The following is a 17,270-nucleotide window of genomic DNA, read 5'->3' as shown; positions in this document are numbered from 1 at the left end:
TAGATCTCTAATTTTTATTTTTAAGGCAAAAACGAAAGAATTTCTTTCATTTATACTGTGTAAATAAAGGTCGAAATGCCGTTTAAACTTTGCGATTTTTATAATTTTTTATTTAGTTCGAACTCGAATCCTTTGGCCTCAAGAGCTGTTTTCAAAATAGCCATTCTGGCGAAAACTCCGTTCTCCATCTGTTTGAAAATCCGGGAACGTTTGCATTCCACAAGTTCATTTGCAATCTCAACACCTCTGTTAATGGGGGCCGGATGCATAATGATGGCTTTTTTCTTCATCGCTTTTTCGCGTTCTAAAGTCAAACCAAACTTTCGGTGATATTTTTCTGAAGAAAGTTTCAGCTTTTCGTCGCTTTCGTGCCTTTCATGCTGAATTCTCAAGAGCATCAAGACATCCACTTCCTTTACCAAATCGTCTATGGATAAATAAGTTCCGTTGATTATGGTGCCTTCATCAAACCATTGCTCGGGACCGGAAAAGTATACTTTTGCTCCCAATTTTCTTAAAACTTCAGCGTTAGAATTCGCCACGCGGCTGTGTTTCACGTCACCAACAATACCGACTTTCAAACCCTTAAACTTCCCGAATTCCTGTTGAATCGTCATCAGATCTAGAAGGTTTTGAGAGGGATGATTTCCGGTTCCGTCGCCACCATTAATGATCGAAATGTCAATTCCTTTAAACTCGTCATAAAATTTTTCTTTTTTATGGCGGATTACACAAAGATCAATTCCAATACTTTTTAAAGTTTTCACGGTGTCGTACAGCGATTCTCCTTTATTAACAGAGCTGGCGGAAACATCGAAGGGCACCACGTTCAATCCTAATTTTCGTTCAGCCACATCAAAACTCGTTTTTGTTCGGGTACTGTCTTCAAAAAAGAGATTGGCAACATAAATTTCAGTTTTGGCTTTCAGGACTTTCCCTTTGGAAAATTCGTCGGCTTCCTGAAGTAATTTGTTAATTTTCTCGACGGACAGATCAGATGTTCTAAGCATATTTTTAGTTTTTGAATAAAAAAAAACGAAGCCAAAAAAGCTTCGTTGTTAATAAATATCGTCATTATCGGCATTGCTGCCTTTGTGTAAATCGTCTAATGGAAATATTCTTTTCATTAGGTGCAAAGATAGAAATTTTATTCAGATCTAAAAATTGAAGGACGAAAAACTTGTTTATCTTTTTAAAAAATATGATGTTGAAAAATATTTAATTAAATTTAACCAAGAAAATTAGAGGAATGAAAAATTACGTGATAGACGATTTGCCCGATTATTTTAAACAGTACAAAAAATCCATTAAAAACCCGAAAAAATTCTGGGACAAAATCGCCGATGAGAATTTCGTTTGGTACCAGCGATGGTCTAAAGTGGTGCGGTACGATATGGAGGAAGCCAGGATTGAATGGTTTAAAAATGCCAAACTCAACATAACGAAAAACTGTATTGACCGGCATTTGAACGAACGTGGCGACAAAACCGCGATTATTTTTGAACCGAATGATCCGAAAGAGGAGGCGCAGCATATTTCCTACAGCGAACTGCGCGACAGGGTGTGCAAAATGGCAAATGTGTTGCGGGATTTAGGCATCAAAAAAGGCGACCGCGTTTGTATTTATCTGCCCATGATTCCGGAACTGGCAGTGTCGATGCTGGCGTGCGCACGGTTAGGTGCCGTGCATTCCGTAATTTTCGCGGGATTTTCCGCGCAGGCAGTGGAATCCCGCGTGAATGATTGCGGTGCGAAAATGATCATCTGCTCGGATGGAAGTTTTCGCGGCACAAAATCCATCGATCTGAAAGGAATTATCGATGAAGCCGTAGAAAAATGTCCGACCGTGGAAAAAGTTTTGGTGGTGAAAAGAACCGGAAGCGAAGTTAAAATGAAGGATGGAAGAGATCTTTGGCTGGAGCCTCTGTATGAAAAAGCGCCGTCGGATTTTATTTCAGTCATCATGGATGCAGAAGATCCGCTGTTTATTTTATACACGTCTGGCTCCACCGGAAAACCAAAGGGAATGTTGCATACGACAGCAGGTTACATGGTTTTTACGGCTTACACCTTTAAAAATGTTTTCAATTATAAAGAGAACGATATTTATTGGTGCACCGCAGATATTGGGTGGATTACGGGACATTCTTACATTCTGTATGGTCCGCTTGCCAATGGCGCTACAACGGTCATCTATGAAGGAATTCCGACGTATCCTCAACCCGATCGCTTTTGGGAAGTCATCGAAAAACATAAAGTGACGCAATTTTACACAGCGCCAACAGCCATCCGTTCTTTAGCAAAAGAATCTTACGAATGGGTAGAAAAACATGATTTGTCGAGTTTAAGAGTGATTGGCTCCGTAGGAGAACCGATTAATGACGAAGCGTGGCATTGGTATAACGATCATGTTGGCAAGAAAAAATGTCCGATTGTTGATACGTGGTGGCAAACTGAAACCGGCGGAATTATGATTTCGCCTCTGCCTTTTATCACGCCAACGAAACCGACCTATGCGACTTTACCGTTGCCCGGAATTCAGCCTGTTTTGATGGACGATAAACGCAACGAAATTACCGGAAATCAAGTCGATGGGAATTTGTGCATCCGTTTTCCGTGGCCTGGAATTGCGCGAACAATTTGGGGCGATCATCAAAGATATAAAGAAACCTATTTCACGGCTTTCCCCGGAAAATATTTTACCGGAGACGGCGCTTTGAGGGACGAAGTTGGCTATTACAGAATCACCGGACGTGTTGACGATGTAATTATTGTTTCCGGACATAATCTTGGAACGGCGCCGATTGAAGACAGCGTAAACCTTCACCCCGCCGTCGCAGAATCCGCAATTGTGGGTTATCCGCACGATGTGAAAGGATGCGCACTTTATGGCTACGTAATTTTAAAAGATACCGGCGAAAGTCGCGACAAAGAAAATCTGCGAAAAGAAATCAACAATTTAATTGCAGAAACTGTCGGACCTATTGCGAAACTGGATAAAATTCAGTTTGTTTCTGCCTTGCCGAAAACGCGTTCCGGTAAAATCATGCGTCGTATCTTAAGAAAAATTGCGGAAGGTGATTTTTCCAATTTCGGTGATACTTCTACACTTTTGAACCCGGAGATTGTGGAAGAGATTAAGAATGAGAAGATTTGATGAACTTTTTTTTTGAAAATATTTAATGTTAGTAGAGAAACCTTGCGGAAACGTGAGGTTTTTTTGTTTACAATAAATTGTATCTTTCTTTTTTAAAATTTAATTATGAAATATATTTTCCTTTTTGTTTCGCTGTTTCTGATATTATCTTGCGAGAAAAAAGATCTTACAGATCTAGAAATATTAGAAATAATTCACACAAATGAAAACTATAATAATTTAAAACTAAAGACAGATTTCTTATATGGTGAAAATTTCATCGACTCAATCAAATCCTTTAGAAAAATAATTGCGACCGAAAATCTAAAACCAATATTTAAAGCCGCTTTGAATGGTGATGGGAAACAGGATTATTTAGTAAACTTAGAATATGAAAAAGACACTTTAAATCAAATCGTTGTAAGACCATTTTTTGGGGAAGATTCAAAAAACTGTATAGTCGTACTAAGCAGTTCATCTGGCTACAAAATTTTAAATGCAGGTAGTAAAAGGGTTTACGATATCTTTTCTGCCAAAATAATAAACTACAAAGGGCAAAATTTAATCAAGTTACTAAATTTCAAACCACGATTTGATGACCTAAATGATATCCTGAAGTTTGATACGTTAATGGTTAGAAATAATCAACTTACAGAATTTGTAAAAACAAGAAGTAACAATAATATTTCAGAAATTAAATTCACCCAGTTTGGAGGCTATGTACCTGGAATTCACTTCACGTTGTCTTTAAAAAAAGATTCCATCATTTTAAATTCAAAATTTTACAAAAAATTACAAGGAAGATATTTTGGAAATAATAATCAGGATTTTGGAAATCTAGCATTGTATTTAAATGATATTGATTTCAAAAATTTAAAAGAAAGATATTCTATCGGATGCTGCGATCATTCTGCCATAGAAACTAAAATAGTATACAATAATGGAAAAACAAAGACAATTTATGATTACGGCGAGAAAGGTTCTCTTGGTCTATTAAAATTTTATGATGCGATTCACTCCATAACGGAAAAGCAAAAATGGCAAAAAATAGAATAGAATTTCTACACCGTTTTTCGAAATGATTTTTTAAGATAACTGATATTTTTTTGACCTTTTTACTGTGATTTTTTCCTACATTTAAATAAAAAATTGGCAGATTTAAAATATGATTCCGAGGTCATTATTATTGGTGGCGGTTTGGCAGGTTTAACAAGCGCGATTCACCTTTCCAAAATGGGTGTTAAAGTCATTGTAATTGAAAAGAATCATTATCCAAAACACAAAGTTTGCGGCGAATATATTTCCAATGAAGTCCTTCCCTATTTTAAATGGCTCAATGTAAATATTGAAGAATTAAAGCCCACGCATATCCAAACTTTACAATTTTCATCAGAGTCTGGGAGAACGATTAAAACAAAACTTCCGCTCGGTGGTTTCGGGATCAGTAGATATACTTTGGATCATGCCCTTTATTTAAAAGCCCTAGCTCAAAACTGCGAGATTATCGAAGATCAGGGCAATGAGGTTGATTATAAAGATGATCTTTTTGAGGTTCATTTGGCTTCCGGGAAAGTTTTGACCTCGAAAGTCGTTTTAGGCGGTTTTGGAAAAAGATCCAATTTGGATGTGAAAATGAACCGTGATTTTTTAAAAGATAAATCTCCTTGGTTGGCGGTTAAATCTCATTACAAAGGGAATTTTCCGGATGATGTTGTGGGTTTGCATAATTTTAAAGGCGGTTATTGCGGCGTTTCGAAAGTAGAAAATAATTTGCTCAATATCTGTTATTTAACCAATTTTAAATCCTTCAAAAAATATAAAAACATCGAAGATTTCCAGGAAAAAGTGGTCGCTCAAAATCCACATTTAAAAAATATTTTAGAAAATTCTGAAGCCGTTTTTGAAAAACCATTAACGATCAGTCAGATATGTTTTGAGAAAAAAGATAATGTAGAGAATCACATTTTAATGATGGGTGATACGGCGGGATTAATTCATCCTTTGTGCGGAAATGGAATGGCCATGGCGATTCACAGTGCAAAGTTAGCGTCGGAACAAACCATAGACTTTTTAGCTGGAAAAATTTCGCGAAATGAAATGGAAAAAAGTTATTCTTCAAACTGGAATAAAAATTTTAAACAGAGATTATGGTATGGCCGAATTTTAGGTAGTATTTTAGAACATTCAAAACTCTCCGAAGTTTTAACGAATTTTATAACCCATCTTCCTTTCCTGCTTCCTATTATCATTAGAAAAACGCACGGAAAAGAAATCAAAATGACTCCAAATTAATGGCTTTAGATACCACTTATAGGACAGATCTCGAAGAATCAATGGACGATTTTTCGATGGATAATGACGGATTGGTCACCGCTTTGGATGACATTGCCAGAATTAATCAGTTCCTCGGTGGAAACTCGGTGACTTTAGAAGGCGTACAACATTTGATCAAGGATTTTCCCAAAGACCAAACCATCACCATTATGGATTTCGGTTGCGGAAGTGGCGATATGCTGCGAATGCTGTGGAAATTTGGAAAAGAAAATAATTTAAAATTTCAACTAATTGGAATTGACGCCAATGAAGCCACGATTCGTCACGCGGAAAAATGTTCCGTCAATTTTATAAATATTACCTATCTCGCTGAAGATATTTTTTTATACGATTTTTCAAAATATAAAATTGATATCGCATTGATCACCTTGACTTTACATCATTTTAAAGATGATGAAATTTTTAAAATAATGAGCGTTATTTTAAATTTGGTCAAAAAAGGCATCGTCGTCAATGATTTACACCGAAGTAAAATCGCCTATCGCTTGTTTCAAATGATTATCTTTATTTTCAGATTAAAAAAAATGACCGCACAAGATGGCTTGATTTCTATTTTAAGAGGGTTTAAAAGAGAAGATTTAGAAAAGTTTTCAAAAGAATTAGCATTAAAAAAGTACAGCATAAAATGGAAATGGGCCTTCCGTTACCAATGGATTATTCAAAAAATTAATTAAAAAAGTTACGGATTGCTTTCTCGAATTCTCGGGACAAGCTGTACCTCGCAATGATATATGAGTGTAAAAATAATTACCGTTGCCAAGCAACTCCCCAAATATTCCCGAAAAACTTCCGAAGTTTTGCCTTTTTTGGATCAATGGCTTGTCGGCCAGGAAAGCAGGTTTATTCGTAAAGTCAAAAAAATATTTGAAGGCGCCGCCGTTGATGAACGATATTCCATAATGGATCCAATCGAAGTTTTCACTGCGACTTCTTTTGAAGATAAGAATGATATTTATGCCCGCGAAGTCGTGATTTTAGGCGAGCAGGTTTTAGATAAAACTTTAAAAAAAGCCGCTTGGGATCCACAATCCTTGGATTATATTATCACCGTAAGCTGTACCGGAATTATGATTCCCTCGCTAGATGCTTATCTCATCAACAAACTGGATTTACGCCAGGACATCGTTCGTTTGCCCGTTACAGAAATGGGTTGTGCTGCCGGAGTTTCCGGAATTATTTACGCGAAAAATTTCCTGCAGGCAAATCCTGGAAAACGTGCCGCAGTTATCGCGGTAGAAAGTCCGACCGCGACTTTTCAGTTGGAAGATTTCTCCATGGCGAATATTGTGAGCGCCGCGATCTTCGGCGACGGCGCTGCGTGTGTTTTACTTTCCTCTGATGAAGATGTAGAAGGTCCGGAAATTCTCGCCGAAGAAATGTATCATTTTTATAATAATGAACACATGATGGGTTTCAAACTCACCAATTCCGGGTTGCAGATGATTTTAGATATCGAAGTTCCCGATACAATTGGCGAAAATTTCCCCAATATTATTCATCCGTTTTTAGCCAAACAAAATTTAGAAATTAAAGATATTGACCATTTGATCTTTCATCCGGGCGGAAAAAAGATTGTCCAAATGGTTGAAGGATTATTTTCAGATATGGGCAAAAACATCGACGTAACAAAAGAAGTTTTGCGACTTTATGGAAATATGTCGAGCGCAACAGTTTTGTATGTTTTAGAAGAAATTATGAATCGAAATCCGCAGAAAGGTGACAAAGGTTTAATGCTGAGTTTCGGGCCGGGCTTTTCTGCACAAAGAGTTTTATTGCAATGGTAAGAAGGTTTGAGAATAAGAATTACTGGGCTTTAATTCTGGGCGGAAGTTCTGGTTTAGGATTAGCTTCAGCGAAAAAATTGGCAGGCGAAGGAATGAATATTTGTATCGTTCACCGGAATTCCCGCGCAGAAATAGAGGCTATTAATAAAGAATTTGACGCAATTAAAAACGAGAACGTAAAATATTTAACTTTAAATAAAGACCTTTTAAACCCTATCATACAAAAAGATATAATTTCTGACTTAAAAATTGCTTTAGGCGCAGAAGGAAAAATCCGCTGTCTGCTGCACAGCATTGCAAAAGGAAATTTAAAACCGATGATCGGGTCAGAAGGTGAAATTCTTTCCACCGATGATTTTAGCATAACGCTTCAGGCGATGGCCACGAGTTTATACGACTGGACGAAACTTCTGTTTAATGAAAAACTTTTCGCAGAAGACACCAGAATTTTGGCTTTTACGAGTCAGGGCAGCACAAAACCGATGCCGTTTTATGCGGCCGTTTCCGCTGCAAAAGCGTCGTTGGAAGCGATTTCCCGAAGCATCGCTTTGGAATTTGCGCCTTTCGGTCTGCGATCGAATTGCATTCAGGCCGGCGTTACCGACACGTGGTCTTTGCAGATGATTCCGGGGAGTGAAAAAATAAAGGAAAAGTTCTTGGAACGCAATCCTTTCAATCGCTTAACGCAACCCGAAGATGTGGCGAATGCAGTGAGTTTGCTTTGTCAGGACGAAGCTGCCTGGATCAATGGCTGTGTAATTCCCGTCGATGGTGGCGAACATTTGGGTTAGATGGATATTATTGATATTTTAAAAAAACTCCCCTATTCTTCACCATTTTTATTTGTGGATGATTTGGTGAGCATTGAGGAAAATGGCGTAATCGGAACTTTCACTTTCAAAGAAGGTTTAAATTTTTATAAAGGACATTTTAAAAATAATCCAATTACTCCAGGCGTAATTCTCACCGAGACAATGGCGCAGATCGGATTGGTTTGTCTGGGAATTTTTCTAGTGGGAAATGATTTGACTGAAGAAAGCCAAATTGGTCTCACATCAACCGAGATCGAATTCCTAAAACCAGTTTTTCCGGGCGAAAAAGTGACGGTGATTTCGGAGAAAATTTATTTTAGATTTAGTAAATTGAAATGTAAAGTAAAAATGCTGAACGAAAAATCGGAAATCGTGTGTGAAGGAACCATGGCGGGAATTATTAAAGTAAATTAAATGGAAAGAAGAGTTGTCATCACAGGTTTAGGCATCGTCGCGCCAAATGGCGTTGGATTGGGTGATTTTCGGTCAGCTTTAAAGGAAGGCCGTTCCGGAATTAAATTTGACCAGCAACTCGCTGACCTTCATTTTTCCTGTCAGGTTTCCGGCACACCGCCCATTAATAAAGATACTCTCAATCAATATTTTACCGATTTAGAATTAAGAAATTTCAGTTCAACCGGAATTATGTACGGCGTCATCGCCGGGTTAGATGCCTGGAAAGATGCAGGTTTAGAAATTTCTCAAGATGAAAATCCGGATTGGGACAGCGGAACTATTTTCGGCGCGGGAACTTCCGGCATTGAAAAATTTCGGGAAAGTATTTATAAGATCGATGCCCTTCAAACCCGACGATTAGGCAGCACGGCGGTTTCACAGACGATGAACAGCGGAATCAGCGCTTATTTAGGCGGAAAATTAGGTTTAGGAAATCAGGTGACAACCAATTCTTCCGCATGTACAACCGGAACAGAAAGTATTTTAATGGCTTTTGAGCGCATAAAAGCCGGAAAAGCAAAACGCATTTTAGCCGGAAGTACAAGTGATTCCGGGCCATATATTTGGGCGGGTTTTGATGCCATAAAAGTTTGTAATTATAAATCGAACGACCGACCGGAAAAAGCTTCGCGTCCGATGAGCGCTTCTGCTGCGGGATTTGTTCCCGGAAGTGGCGCTGGAGCTTTAGTCATCGAAGATTTGGAGTCGGCATTAGCGCGGAACGCTAAAATTTATTGTGAAATTCTGGGCGGAAATCTAAATTCTGGCGGACAACGCGGCGGCGGAAGTATGACTGCACCAAATTCTACAGCCGTCCAAAAATGCGTAGAGGACGCAATTCTAGAGTCAGGAATTGAAGCAAATGATATCGATTATATCAGCGGGCATTTAACCGCAACTTCAAAAGACAGTACGGAAATTCAAAATTTAGCTGAAGCTTTACAACGTTCCGGGAGAGATTTCCCGTATATCAATTCACTCAAAGCTGTGACGGGACATTGTCTTTCCGCCGCGGGCAGTATCGAAGCTGTGGCAACGGTTTTGCAATTGTCGGAAAACTTTATCGCTCCCACTAGTAATTGTGAAGATTTGAATCCGGAAATTTCTGCAATAATCGATGCCGACTGTATTCCGATGAAACTTTTAGAAAAAGACATTAATATTGCGGCAAAAGTTAGTTTTGGGTTTGGCGATGTAAACGGATGTGTTATCTTTAAGAAATATTCCAACTCCAATTAAAAGAAACCTATGAACCGGGACGAAGCCATTCAAAAACTAAAAGCCATTGTAAAACCTTATGTAAAAAATGGGGCCGCATTGGAAACAATAAATGAGACCACCGATTTCATCAACGATTTAAATATCAATTCCGCCAATTTGGTGGATGTAATTTTAGATGTGGAAGAAGTTTTCGATATTGAGATCGACGCCGACTCAATGGAAAAGATGCGCGACGTGAAATCTGCGCTTGCTGTGATCGAGGAGAAACTCGCCGCAAAATAAGTTGAGTCGTATAGAAATGAACTCATTAATAATTGTTAAAAATTATATAATCGAGCCTCATCTCAGATAGTTTTCTAGGTTACGAAATAATTAAAAAAACTTATGATTTTTATCAATTATACGCTATATCAGTAAATATTAACACAAATAATGCGTTTTTAAGCGTAGATTTGTATAATCAAAAGATTTAAAAAATGACAACAATACTTATTGGATTATTCCCAACTCAAAAAGAAGCAAAAAAATTAGCGACAGATCTGGAACTTGCCGGTTTTAAAAATGAAGATTATATTATCTACATCAATCAGGTTGAAGAACAGAAAGAAAATTTCTGGAACCGGATTTTTGGCGGAAGAACACCGCAGATCAATACCAACGATATCGATAAATTAATTGCAAGCGTATCCATTAAAAATGAAGAACAACTGCTTGCAGCCAAAGAAGTTTTCACCACGCACAGCGCCGTACATTTATACGAATTTGACGACATTTCGCTGAAGGAAGCGCAGTCTTTGGATTATTTGAAAACCAAAGTTGCCTTAAGAGCAAAATCTGAAGTATATTCTTCCTCTTTAAAAAACAAAGATTCTGCCCAAAAAATGCACGCAGCTACAACACCTGTTGTGTTCGAATAAATTTGCGATACTAAATGAAATTTTTAAACCGGACCAGCGTTCGGTTTTTCTATGCGCGGGAACCGATAATATTTGGTTAGTGGTCTGCAGATAATTACCTTTGCGCAAACAAAAAGTAATATGAAATTTTTTATCGACACGGCTAATCTGGCGCAAATTAAAGAAGCCCAGGATTTAGGAATTTTAGATGGCGTTACCACCAATCCATCGTTAATGGCAAAAGAAGGAATCAGCGGGAAAGAAGCGGTTCTCAACCATTATAAAGCCATTTGCGACATCGTAGACGGCGATATTTCTGCCGAAGTTCTCAGCACAACTTATGAAGAAATGATTAAGGAGGGCGACGAACTGGCCGCAATTCATCCCAATATCGTGGTTAAAATTCCGATGATTAAAGATGGCATTAAAGCTTTAAAATATTTTTCCGATAAAGGAATTAAAACAAACTGTACGCTAATTTTCTCTGCAGGACAGGCACTTTTGGCGGCGAAAGCCGGGGCAAATTATGTTTCTCCGTTTTTGGGAAGGTTGGATGATATTTCTGTTGATGGCATGAATTTGATCGAAGAAATCAGAATTATTTTTGATAATTATATGTTCGATACAGAAATCCTCGCAGCTTCCATTCGTTCGCCGATGCACATTATCAACTGTGCGAAAATTGGCGCAGATGTAATTACTTCTCCTTTGGATTCAATTCTTAATTTAATGAACCATCCTTTGACAGATAAAGGTTTAGCGCAGTTTGTAGCTGATGCTAAAAAAATGGGATAGGAATATTGTCTTAATTAAACTAAAAAACCGTCTGAATCTTCAGACGGTTTTTATTTTGTGCAGTTTTAAATAGAACTAAAATATTGTAAGCAGCGTAATATTTTAATTTTTAATCAGTTTTTTCGACAGAATTTCGCCGCTTTTCAGTTTTACTTTCAAAATATAATTTCCCTGCGGCAGATTAGAAGTGTTGATATTTTCCACATTTGATGAAAACAATATCCTTCTTCCTTCCAGATTATAAAGACCAAAACTTTCCGCATTTTCGGCATTTTTAATTCTTAAAAAATCTTTTACCGGATTTTCAACCATTATCTTCTTTAGCGCGCTGGTGGCGGTCGAAAGTTGCTCCTGCGTCACTAAATATTTATCGATTTTTACGCGCGTGCCATTTTGATTGTTTGCCGGCAAGATTGAATTGACCAAAATATAATTGTCTTTCATTTCAATCTCCTGCCCCGAGAGAAGCTTAAAGTCTCTTTCGCTGTTAATCTGTACAGGAGTGCCTGTCGCCGAATACGCATTCAGTGCTTTCTGATTTGATTTTTGATTTAAAACCACAAAAATATCCTGGGAAAAACCACTGTCTAAAAATTCTTCGTTGTTTTCTGAGGTTACAAAACCCGTCCCATTAAAAGTAGAATCTAACTGTTCATTTTTGATGACGACGAGGCGGCTAAAATCCGCGAGCGGATAATTTTGGTACTCGAAAACGGAAAATACGAGCCCGTTCGCTGCCATTCTTGTAGACCGGTTTATTTTATTTTGCAACGGAAAGCCGTTGTATTGATGGCAGGCCTGGACATTCAAATCCAGAACGGTGTTTTGGGTTAAAGAATTCAGATTAAAAAAAGAATAAACAGAAGAAGAAAGCGAGCTTACATCGCACGTTGCGATTTTTCCGGCAGAAAACTGGCCAAGGGGAAAATGGTAATCATATACGATTTCGCCGTTATTTCCGAAAGCGTAATCGAGTTGACCGTCTGCTGTAAATTTTTTCGAGTGCGACGTGTTGGAATTCGTCACCATTAAGCTCTGATCTTCCAAAACCAAAACGCTCAAAGCTGCCGGATTTGTGCTTTCTGTGACTTCATTCAAAACGCCGTTGGTGCCAAAGGTCGTATCTAAAGTTCCGTTTGCGTGATATCTCACAATTTTCGAATCTCTATAAAAGTTGTCGTCCATCGGTTTTGGACCAAAGTTGACAATTATTTTATCACCCTGCAGCACTGCATTTAAAAAATTATTTTCGGCCAGCCCCAATCGTCCGCTGTTGGCAAACGCAGGATCTAAGGTTCCATCGGGCTTTAGCTTTAAAATGTAATTTTTATCAGCTTTATTAACGATATAAAGCATTGAGTTGTCGGGTAAGACCAAGACATTGGCATTAATAACGGTTCCGCTGGAATTAAATTCCGCAGTGAAGCTGCCGTTGTTGCCGAAAGAAAGATCTTTACTGATTTTGATCTGAGAAGAAATCTGATTAGCGCATAGGATAATCAGAAAAAAATAGATTTTTTTCATAGCATTTGTGTGTGTGCAAATTTAAAAATAAAATTCGAACCGGCACCAAATGTTTTTAGAAAGTAAAAAAGAAAGTCCGAACCCGAGAGTCGTCACCATTGAAACTTTTCCACAAAAAAAGACCGTCTGGAATTTTCAGGCGGTCTTTATTCCTAAAAAAACCAGCCCAGCTGGTTTTAAAGTCTTATTTCTTAGATTCCTCTACAGAAACTTTTCGGAAATCCTTGAACAGTTTGCTCAATTCTAAGGCAGATTTGCGGGCTCTTGTTCCTGCTGCTTTGTTTCCTTTTTCCGATTGTTGGGTTGATTCTGAAGAGAATGTTTCAAATTCGGCATTAATTTTTTCAATAAGTTCTTTCATATGTATAAATTTAAGCTACAAACATAACATTTATGAGGGATTCAGCCTAATAACAAAGGATAAAGTTTTATTAAATATTGCATTTCCGACTATTATTATTCAATCTTTCAGAAAATCTTTAAATTAAATTGCACACAATATAATTGTTTGCTATATTTGCACTTCAATTTACAATCAAAAAAAATCAGATATGGCCTTATTAGAAGATTTACAATGGAGACACGCAGTGAAAGCTTACGATCCAACTAAAAAAGTTTCTCAAAAAGATTTAAATAAAATACTCGAAGCCGCGCGCCTGGCTCCCACATCGTCGGGATTGCAGCCCTTTCGCGTGATTGTTGTAGAAGATCAGCAGCTAAAAGAAAGGATGGTACAGGGCGCTTTAAACCCCGAAGTTATGAAAGACTGTTCGCAGGTTTTGGTTTTCGCCGCGTGGGACAGCTATTCCAGCGAGAAAATTGATAAAGTGTACGACTATCATACCGATGTGCGAGATTTGCCGCGCGGAAGATTCGGCAGCTATACCGATAAAATAAAAGAACTATATAACGGCCAAACTGCCGAAGACCATTTTGCACACACTGCCAGGCAGACCTATATCGCGTTAGGATTAGCCATGGCTCAGGCAGCCGAATTGAAAATCGACAGCACGCCCGCCGAAGGTTTCAGCAATGACGTGGTCGACGAAATGCTGGGGTTGAGAGCGCTGGGTTTAAAAAGCGTAACACTACTCTACCTCGGGTACAGAGATCTGGAAAAAGATTATCTCTCCCACATGAAAAAAGTACGGATTCCGATGGAGGAATTCATTATTAAAAAATAATACAAAACACAAACTTTCGAATGATCGTAAATGATGAAACTCCAAAGCTTGGAGACCAACTCTGTTTCCCGCTGTATGTTATTGCGAAAGAGATAACGGGAATGTACCGTCCTTTTTTGGAGGATTTAGACATTACGTACTCTCAGTATTTAGTTATGATGGTGCTATGGGAAAACGAAAGATTGACCGTGAACCAAATTGGGCAAAAACTCTATCTGGATAGCGGAACTTTAACGCCTTTACTAAAACGTCTTGAAGCAAAGTCCTACATCGTTCGGCATAGAAAAAAAGAAGACGAACGCGTGGTAGAAGTTTTTTTAACAGAAGAAGGCAATCAGCTTCAGGAAAAAGCCTGCGGTATTCCGCGGCGAATGCAGGAAAAGCTCAACTTAACAGAGAACGATCTTTTGGAACTTAAAGAATCAGTCACAAAATTAATGCAAATAATAGGAAAATAAAAAAAATGAAAACATTATACACAACAAGCGTTACCGCAAAAGGCGGAAGAAACGGACATCTTAAAAGTGATAACGGCATTTTGGACCTCGAAGTTCGGACTCCAAAAACTTTAGGCGGCGCCAACGACGATTACGCCAATCCCGAAATGCTTTTTGCAGCGGGTTATGCCGCCTGTTTCGACAGTGCTTTAAATCTTGTTATCAGCAAATCTAAAACACAGACCGGAGAAACTTCCGTTGTCGCGAAAGTCAGCCTTGGTTCTATCGAAAATGGCGCGTTCGGATTGGCAGTGGAACTGGACGTTAATATTCCGGGAGTATCTTTGGAAGAAGCGAAATCCTTAACGGAAAAGGCCCATCAGGTTTGTCCCTACTCAAATGCGACGAGAAATAATATCGACGTAAAACTGGAAGTGACCAACAATTAAATTATACCATTCCCTTGAAAACACATTCATATATATAGAAGATTAAATTGACATCACGTACCATTTAATCGAAAACTGAAACGGCACCTTTAAAAGGCGCCGTTTTTTTTTTGCGTTATAATTCCTAAGAAAAAAATTCATCAAGGATTAAAACTTACATCAACGAGAATCAGGCTGTTGACGCGAATTCGCCTTTACCTTCTCTTTTAGTCTGGTGTTTAAATAGGTGCACAAACATTAAAATGGTAATAATAAAAGATACGAATCCGCCAATGATGAACACGGCTGTTGTAATACTTTGAAAAAGAACTGTTTTTTCGATAAAATGTACGCGAAAAAACCGGTTCCGTCCATTGTTTTAACCTCCAGTTTGTGTGAACTTTGTCTTTACTCATCTTAGCATAAATTAGACACACAATTGCTCCTCGCCTGTTGGCTAAAATCCGGCTCTTATTTCTTCTTATTTGTAACTTATTCCGCCGCGCAAAAAGATGATTTGAACGGTTGTCTTATAAATAAACGAAGATCTTTTTACTGCACGGTGGTCAAACCAATCAACTCCGCATTTTGTACATTAATTTCTTTTTGTTGCGCTAAAAGCTGCATATTACTTTTTTGTTTCAGGCGATAGCGACTAAATACCACCATAAACAGCACTAATAGGACCGTCGCAATGGCAGATAAATATTCTTTCGACTGTGAAGATTTTTGAAGTTCTTTCTTTTGAAGTTTATCTTTCGAACGCAGTAAAGCAAGATCTTTCTCTTTCTCCGCAGTTTCGTAAGCCACCTCCATTTCAGCCAACTGTTTGCTTTTCTTTTCATTAAATATAGAATAGTTCAAACGCTTATGAATTTCGTAATGATTGATCGCAGAGAGATACTTGCCCGCGGCAGAATCAATTTTGAAAAGAAGAAGAAGATGGACCTCTCTCAAAAAGACATGCGCTTTATTCAAGACTTTCAGTGAAAGAGGTATCGTACTTTCTTGGGTTTTCAGATCCATTTCATTTCAGTAAATTTTTCAAAAATGAAACAGGAACAAATTTTACCGAATTTAAGGAATATTCCCTGGCAATTGTTGATGATGACCGCGAATATAGTAATTTTAAGTAAGATCTGTAATGATGAGTTCCGAAATGAATTGAGGCTCAGGTAAATATCCTTGTCCGCTTATTTTTGTAACTTTAATTGTTCTAACCATTACAGTATCAAAAACCAGTCGTTGGAATCAAAAATAATCAGCGTCCCAATAAAATCTTCAAAATGAAAATAAAAAACTGGCCGGTTCTATCGTTCGAAAAGGCAAAGGACACCTACATGACGATCCATCTTTGGACCCAGATCTTGGTAAAAATCAAGATAAAAAAACTGCCCTGGATTAACCATTCCTGGCACGTCACTTTATACGTAACGCCCGAGGGGCTTACTACCCGGAACATTCCCTACAACGACGAACATTTCGAGATCAATTTCGATTTTTTGCAGCACCAGCTTCACATTCGGACGAGTAATAATGCCGAGCGAAAATTTGCGCTTGAAGGACTGTCGGTTGCGGCTTTCTATAAAAACTTGATGGATAACTTAAATGAAATGGGAATTCATGTGACAATTAATCAAACTCCTAACGAACTGGAAGAAGTTATCCCTTTCCAGGAAGACGATGCGCACAATACTTATATTCCGAAACATGCATCCGATCTTCATTTGGCATTTTTGAATGCGAACGAAATTTTTATGGAATTCAGATCCCGGTTTACCGGTAAGTGCAGTCCCGTTCACTTATTTTGGGGCAGTTTTGATCTGTCGGTGTCACGATTTTCGGGCGAAAAAGCACCTTTGCATCCCGGCGGAGTTCCTCATTTACCCGATTGGGTTGCGCAGGAAGCGTATTCTCACGAGGTTTACAGTTGCGGATTTTGGCCCGGCAACGAGGCTGTTCCGTTTGCGGCTTTTTACGCTTATATTTATCCCGAACCCGCGCTGTTCTGCGAGGTGAGAACGGAAGGAAAGAAATATTTCTACGATAAAAATCTCGGCGAATATCTGCTTCCGTACAGCGAAGTGCAAAAATCCGATGATCCCGTTGAAGTGGTTCTCGATTTCCTTCAGACGACTTATGAAGCCGCGGCAAAACTGGCTAAATGGGATCGGGAAAAACTGGAGAAATAACATTATAACATGCCTCCATACACCATTAATGGCGACGGACGAAAGATTTGAATTTTAAGGTCATTTAAGTA

At 38.4% G+C, this 17,270-nt stretch carries 20 protein-coding genes; 16 read left to right on the top strand and 4 right to left on the bottom strand.

All coding sequences use genetic code 11. From position 1 onward, the window contains the following. Positions 1-98: 98 nt before the first annotated feature. On the bottom strand, positions 99-1,010 hold the full coding sequence (locus tag L0B70_RS11715) for an aspartate carbamoyltransferase catalytic subunit (RefSeq protein WP_235141957.1): 912 nt from the start codon (positions 1,008-1,010) through the stop codon (positions 99-101). A gap of 239 nt (positions 1,011-1,249) precedes the next feature. Between L0B70_RS11715 and acs the strand changes: the two genes are divergently transcribed. From acs to fsa, 11 genes are all read left to right on the top strand, one after another. Then, on the top strand, positions 1,250-3,157 hold the full coding sequence (gene acs, locus L0B70_RS11710; protein ID WP_235141956.1) for an acetate--CoA ligase: 1,908 nt from the start codon (positions 1,250-1,252) through the stop codon (positions 3,155-3,157). A gap of 105 nt (positions 3,158-3,262) precedes the next feature. Continuing rightward, positions 3,263-4,192 carry a hypothetical protein gene (locus L0B70_RS11705; RefSeq protein WP_235141955.1) on the top strand — a complete coding sequence of 310 codons (930 nt, stop codon included), beginning with the start codon at positions 3,263-3,265 and terminating at the stop codon, positions 4,190-4,192. A 93-nt stretch (positions 4,193-4,285) separates the two neighbouring features. Beyond that, positions 4,286-5,428, top strand: coding sequence for an NAD(P)/FAD-dependent oxidoreductase (locus L0B70_RS11700; protein ID WP_235141954.1), 1,143 nt, complete (start codon positions 4,286-4,288; stop codon positions 5,426-5,428). Next, positions 5,428-6,144 carry a methyltransferase domain-containing protein gene (locus L0B70_RS11695; RefSeq protein WP_235141953.1) on the top strand — a complete coding sequence of 239 codons (717 nt, stop codon included), beginning with the start codon at positions 5,428-5,430 and terminating at the stop codon, positions 6,142-6,144. Before L0B70_RS11700 ends, L0B70_RS11695 begins: the two co-directional genes overlap by 1 nt. 57 nt (positions 6,145-6,201) lie before the next feature. Beyond that, positions 6,202-7,254 (top strand): type III polyketide synthase, encoded by a 1,053-nt coding sequence (locus tag L0B70_RS11690; protein WP_235141952.1) that lies wholly within the window; start codon positions 6,202-6,204, stop codon positions 7,252-7,254. Further along, positions 7,248-8,045, top strand: coding sequence for an SDR family oxidoreductase (locus L0B70_RS11685; RefSeq protein ID WP_235141951.1), 798 nt, complete (start codon positions 7,248-7,250; stop codon positions 8,043-8,045). Before L0B70_RS11690 ends, L0B70_RS11685 begins: the two co-directional genes overlap by 7 nt. Next, positions 8,046-8,480: a 3-hydroxyacyl-ACP dehydratase FabZ family protein gene (locus L0B70_RS11680; RefSeq protein WP_235141950.1), complete on the top strand. Its 435-nt coding sequence runs from the start codon at positions 8,046-8,048 to the stop codon at positions 8,478-8,480. After that, on the top strand, positions 8,481-9,761 hold the full coding sequence (locus L0B70_RS11675) for a beta-ketoacyl synthase (protein WP_235141949.1): 1,281 nt from the start codon (positions 8,481-8,483) through the stop codon (positions 9,759-9,761). 9 nt (positions 9,762-9,770) lie between these two features. Continuing rightward, complete coding sequence (locus tag L0B70_RS11670; RefSeq protein ID WP_235141948.1) at positions 9,771-10,025, top strand: acyl carrier protein; 255 nt, start codon at positions 9,771-9,773, stop codon at positions 10,023-10,025. A 194-nt stretch (positions 10,026-10,219) separates the two neighbouring features. Beyond that, a complete protein-coding gene (locus L0B70_RS11665; RefSeq protein WP_235141947.1) occupies positions 10,220-10,660 on the top strand; it encodes a hypothetical protein in 441 nt (146 codons plus the stop codon). Between the two features lie 120 nt (positions 10,661-10,780). Beyond that, positions 10,781-11,434: a fructose-6-phosphate aldolase gene (gene fsa / locus L0B70_RS11660; RefSeq protein WP_235141946.1), complete on the top strand. Its 654-nt coding sequence runs from the start codon at positions 10,781-10,783 to the stop codon at positions 11,432-11,434. Positions 11,435-11,536: 102 nt separating this feature from the next. Here fsa and L0B70_RS11655 read toward each other — a convergent pair whose 3' ends face one another. Further along, positions 11,537-12,958, bottom strand: a complete 1,422-nt coding sequence (locus L0B70_RS11655) for a T9SS type A sorting domain-containing protein (protein ID WP_235141945.1) — start codon at positions 12,956-12,958, stop codon at positions 11,537-11,539. A gap of 184 nt (positions 12,959-13,142) precedes the next feature. Continuing rightward, positions 13,143-13,319 (bottom strand): histone H1, encoded by a 177-nt coding sequence (locus L0B70_RS11650; protein ID WP_235141944.1) that lies wholly within the window; start codon positions 13,317-13,319, stop codon positions 13,143-13,145. A gap of 190 nt (positions 13,320-13,509) precedes the next feature. On the opposite strand from L0B70_RS11650, the gene L0B70_RS11645 reads away from it, so the two are divergent. From L0B70_RS11645 to L0B70_RS11635, 3 genes are read left to right on the top strand one after another with little or no spacing between them, the layout of a single operon-like run. Continuing rightward, positions 13,510-14,142 carry an NAD(P)H-dependent oxidoreductase gene (locus L0B70_RS11645; protein WP_235141943.1) on the top strand — a complete coding sequence of 211 codons (633 nt, stop codon included), beginning with the start codon at positions 13,510-13,512 and terminating at the stop codon, positions 14,140-14,142. A gap of 20 nt (positions 14,143-14,162) precedes the next feature. Beyond that, complete coding sequence (locus L0B70_RS11640; protein WP_235141942.1) at positions 14,163-14,600, top strand: MarR family winged helix-turn-helix transcriptional regulator; 438 nt, start codon at positions 14,163-14,165, stop codon at positions 14,598-14,600. A gap of 5 nt (positions 14,601-14,605) precedes the next feature. Beyond that, positions 14,606-15,028, top strand: a complete 423-nt coding sequence (locus tag L0B70_RS11635; protein ID WP_311195387.1) for an organic hydroperoxide resistance protein — start codon at positions 14,606-14,608, stop codon at positions 15,026-15,028. Positions 15,029-15,559: 531 nt separating this feature from the next. Here L0B70_RS11635 and L0B70_RS11630 read toward each other — a convergent pair. Next, positions 15,560-16,033, bottom strand: coding sequence for a hypothetical protein (locus L0B70_RS11630; RefSeq protein ID WP_235143606.1), 474 nt, complete (start codon positions 16,031-16,033; stop codon positions 15,560-15,562). Between L0B70_RS11630 and L0B70_RS11625 the strand changes: the two genes are divergently transcribed. Together L0B70_RS11625 and L0B70_RS11620 are read left to right on the top strand one after the other, a co-directional pair. Further along, positions 15,994-16,143 carry a helix-turn-helix domain-containing protein gene (locus L0B70_RS11625; RefSeq protein ID WP_235141941.1) on the top strand — a complete coding sequence of 50 codons (150 nt, stop codon included), beginning with the start codon at positions 15,994-15,996 and terminating at the stop codon, positions 16,141-16,143. The genes L0B70_RS11630 and L0B70_RS11625 overlap by 40 nt on opposite strands. Before the next feature lie 150 nt (positions 16,144-16,293). Next, the gene (locus L0B70_RS11620) at positions 16,294-17,199 is read left to right on the top strand and encodes a DUF5996 family protein (protein WP_235141940.1); all 906 of its coding nucleotides are present in this window, start codon (positions 16,294-16,296) and stop codon (positions 17,197-17,199) included. The last annotated feature ends 71 nt before the right edge of the window (positions 17,200-17,270 follow it).

Source organism: Kaistella sp. 97-N-M2, assembly GCF_021513235.1.
GTDB lineage: Bacteria > Bacteroidota > Bacteroidia > Flavobacteriales > Weeksellaceae > Kaistella.
Note: the sequence above shows the minus strand (reverse complement) of the source record. Positions and strands in the feature narration are given on the sequence as shown.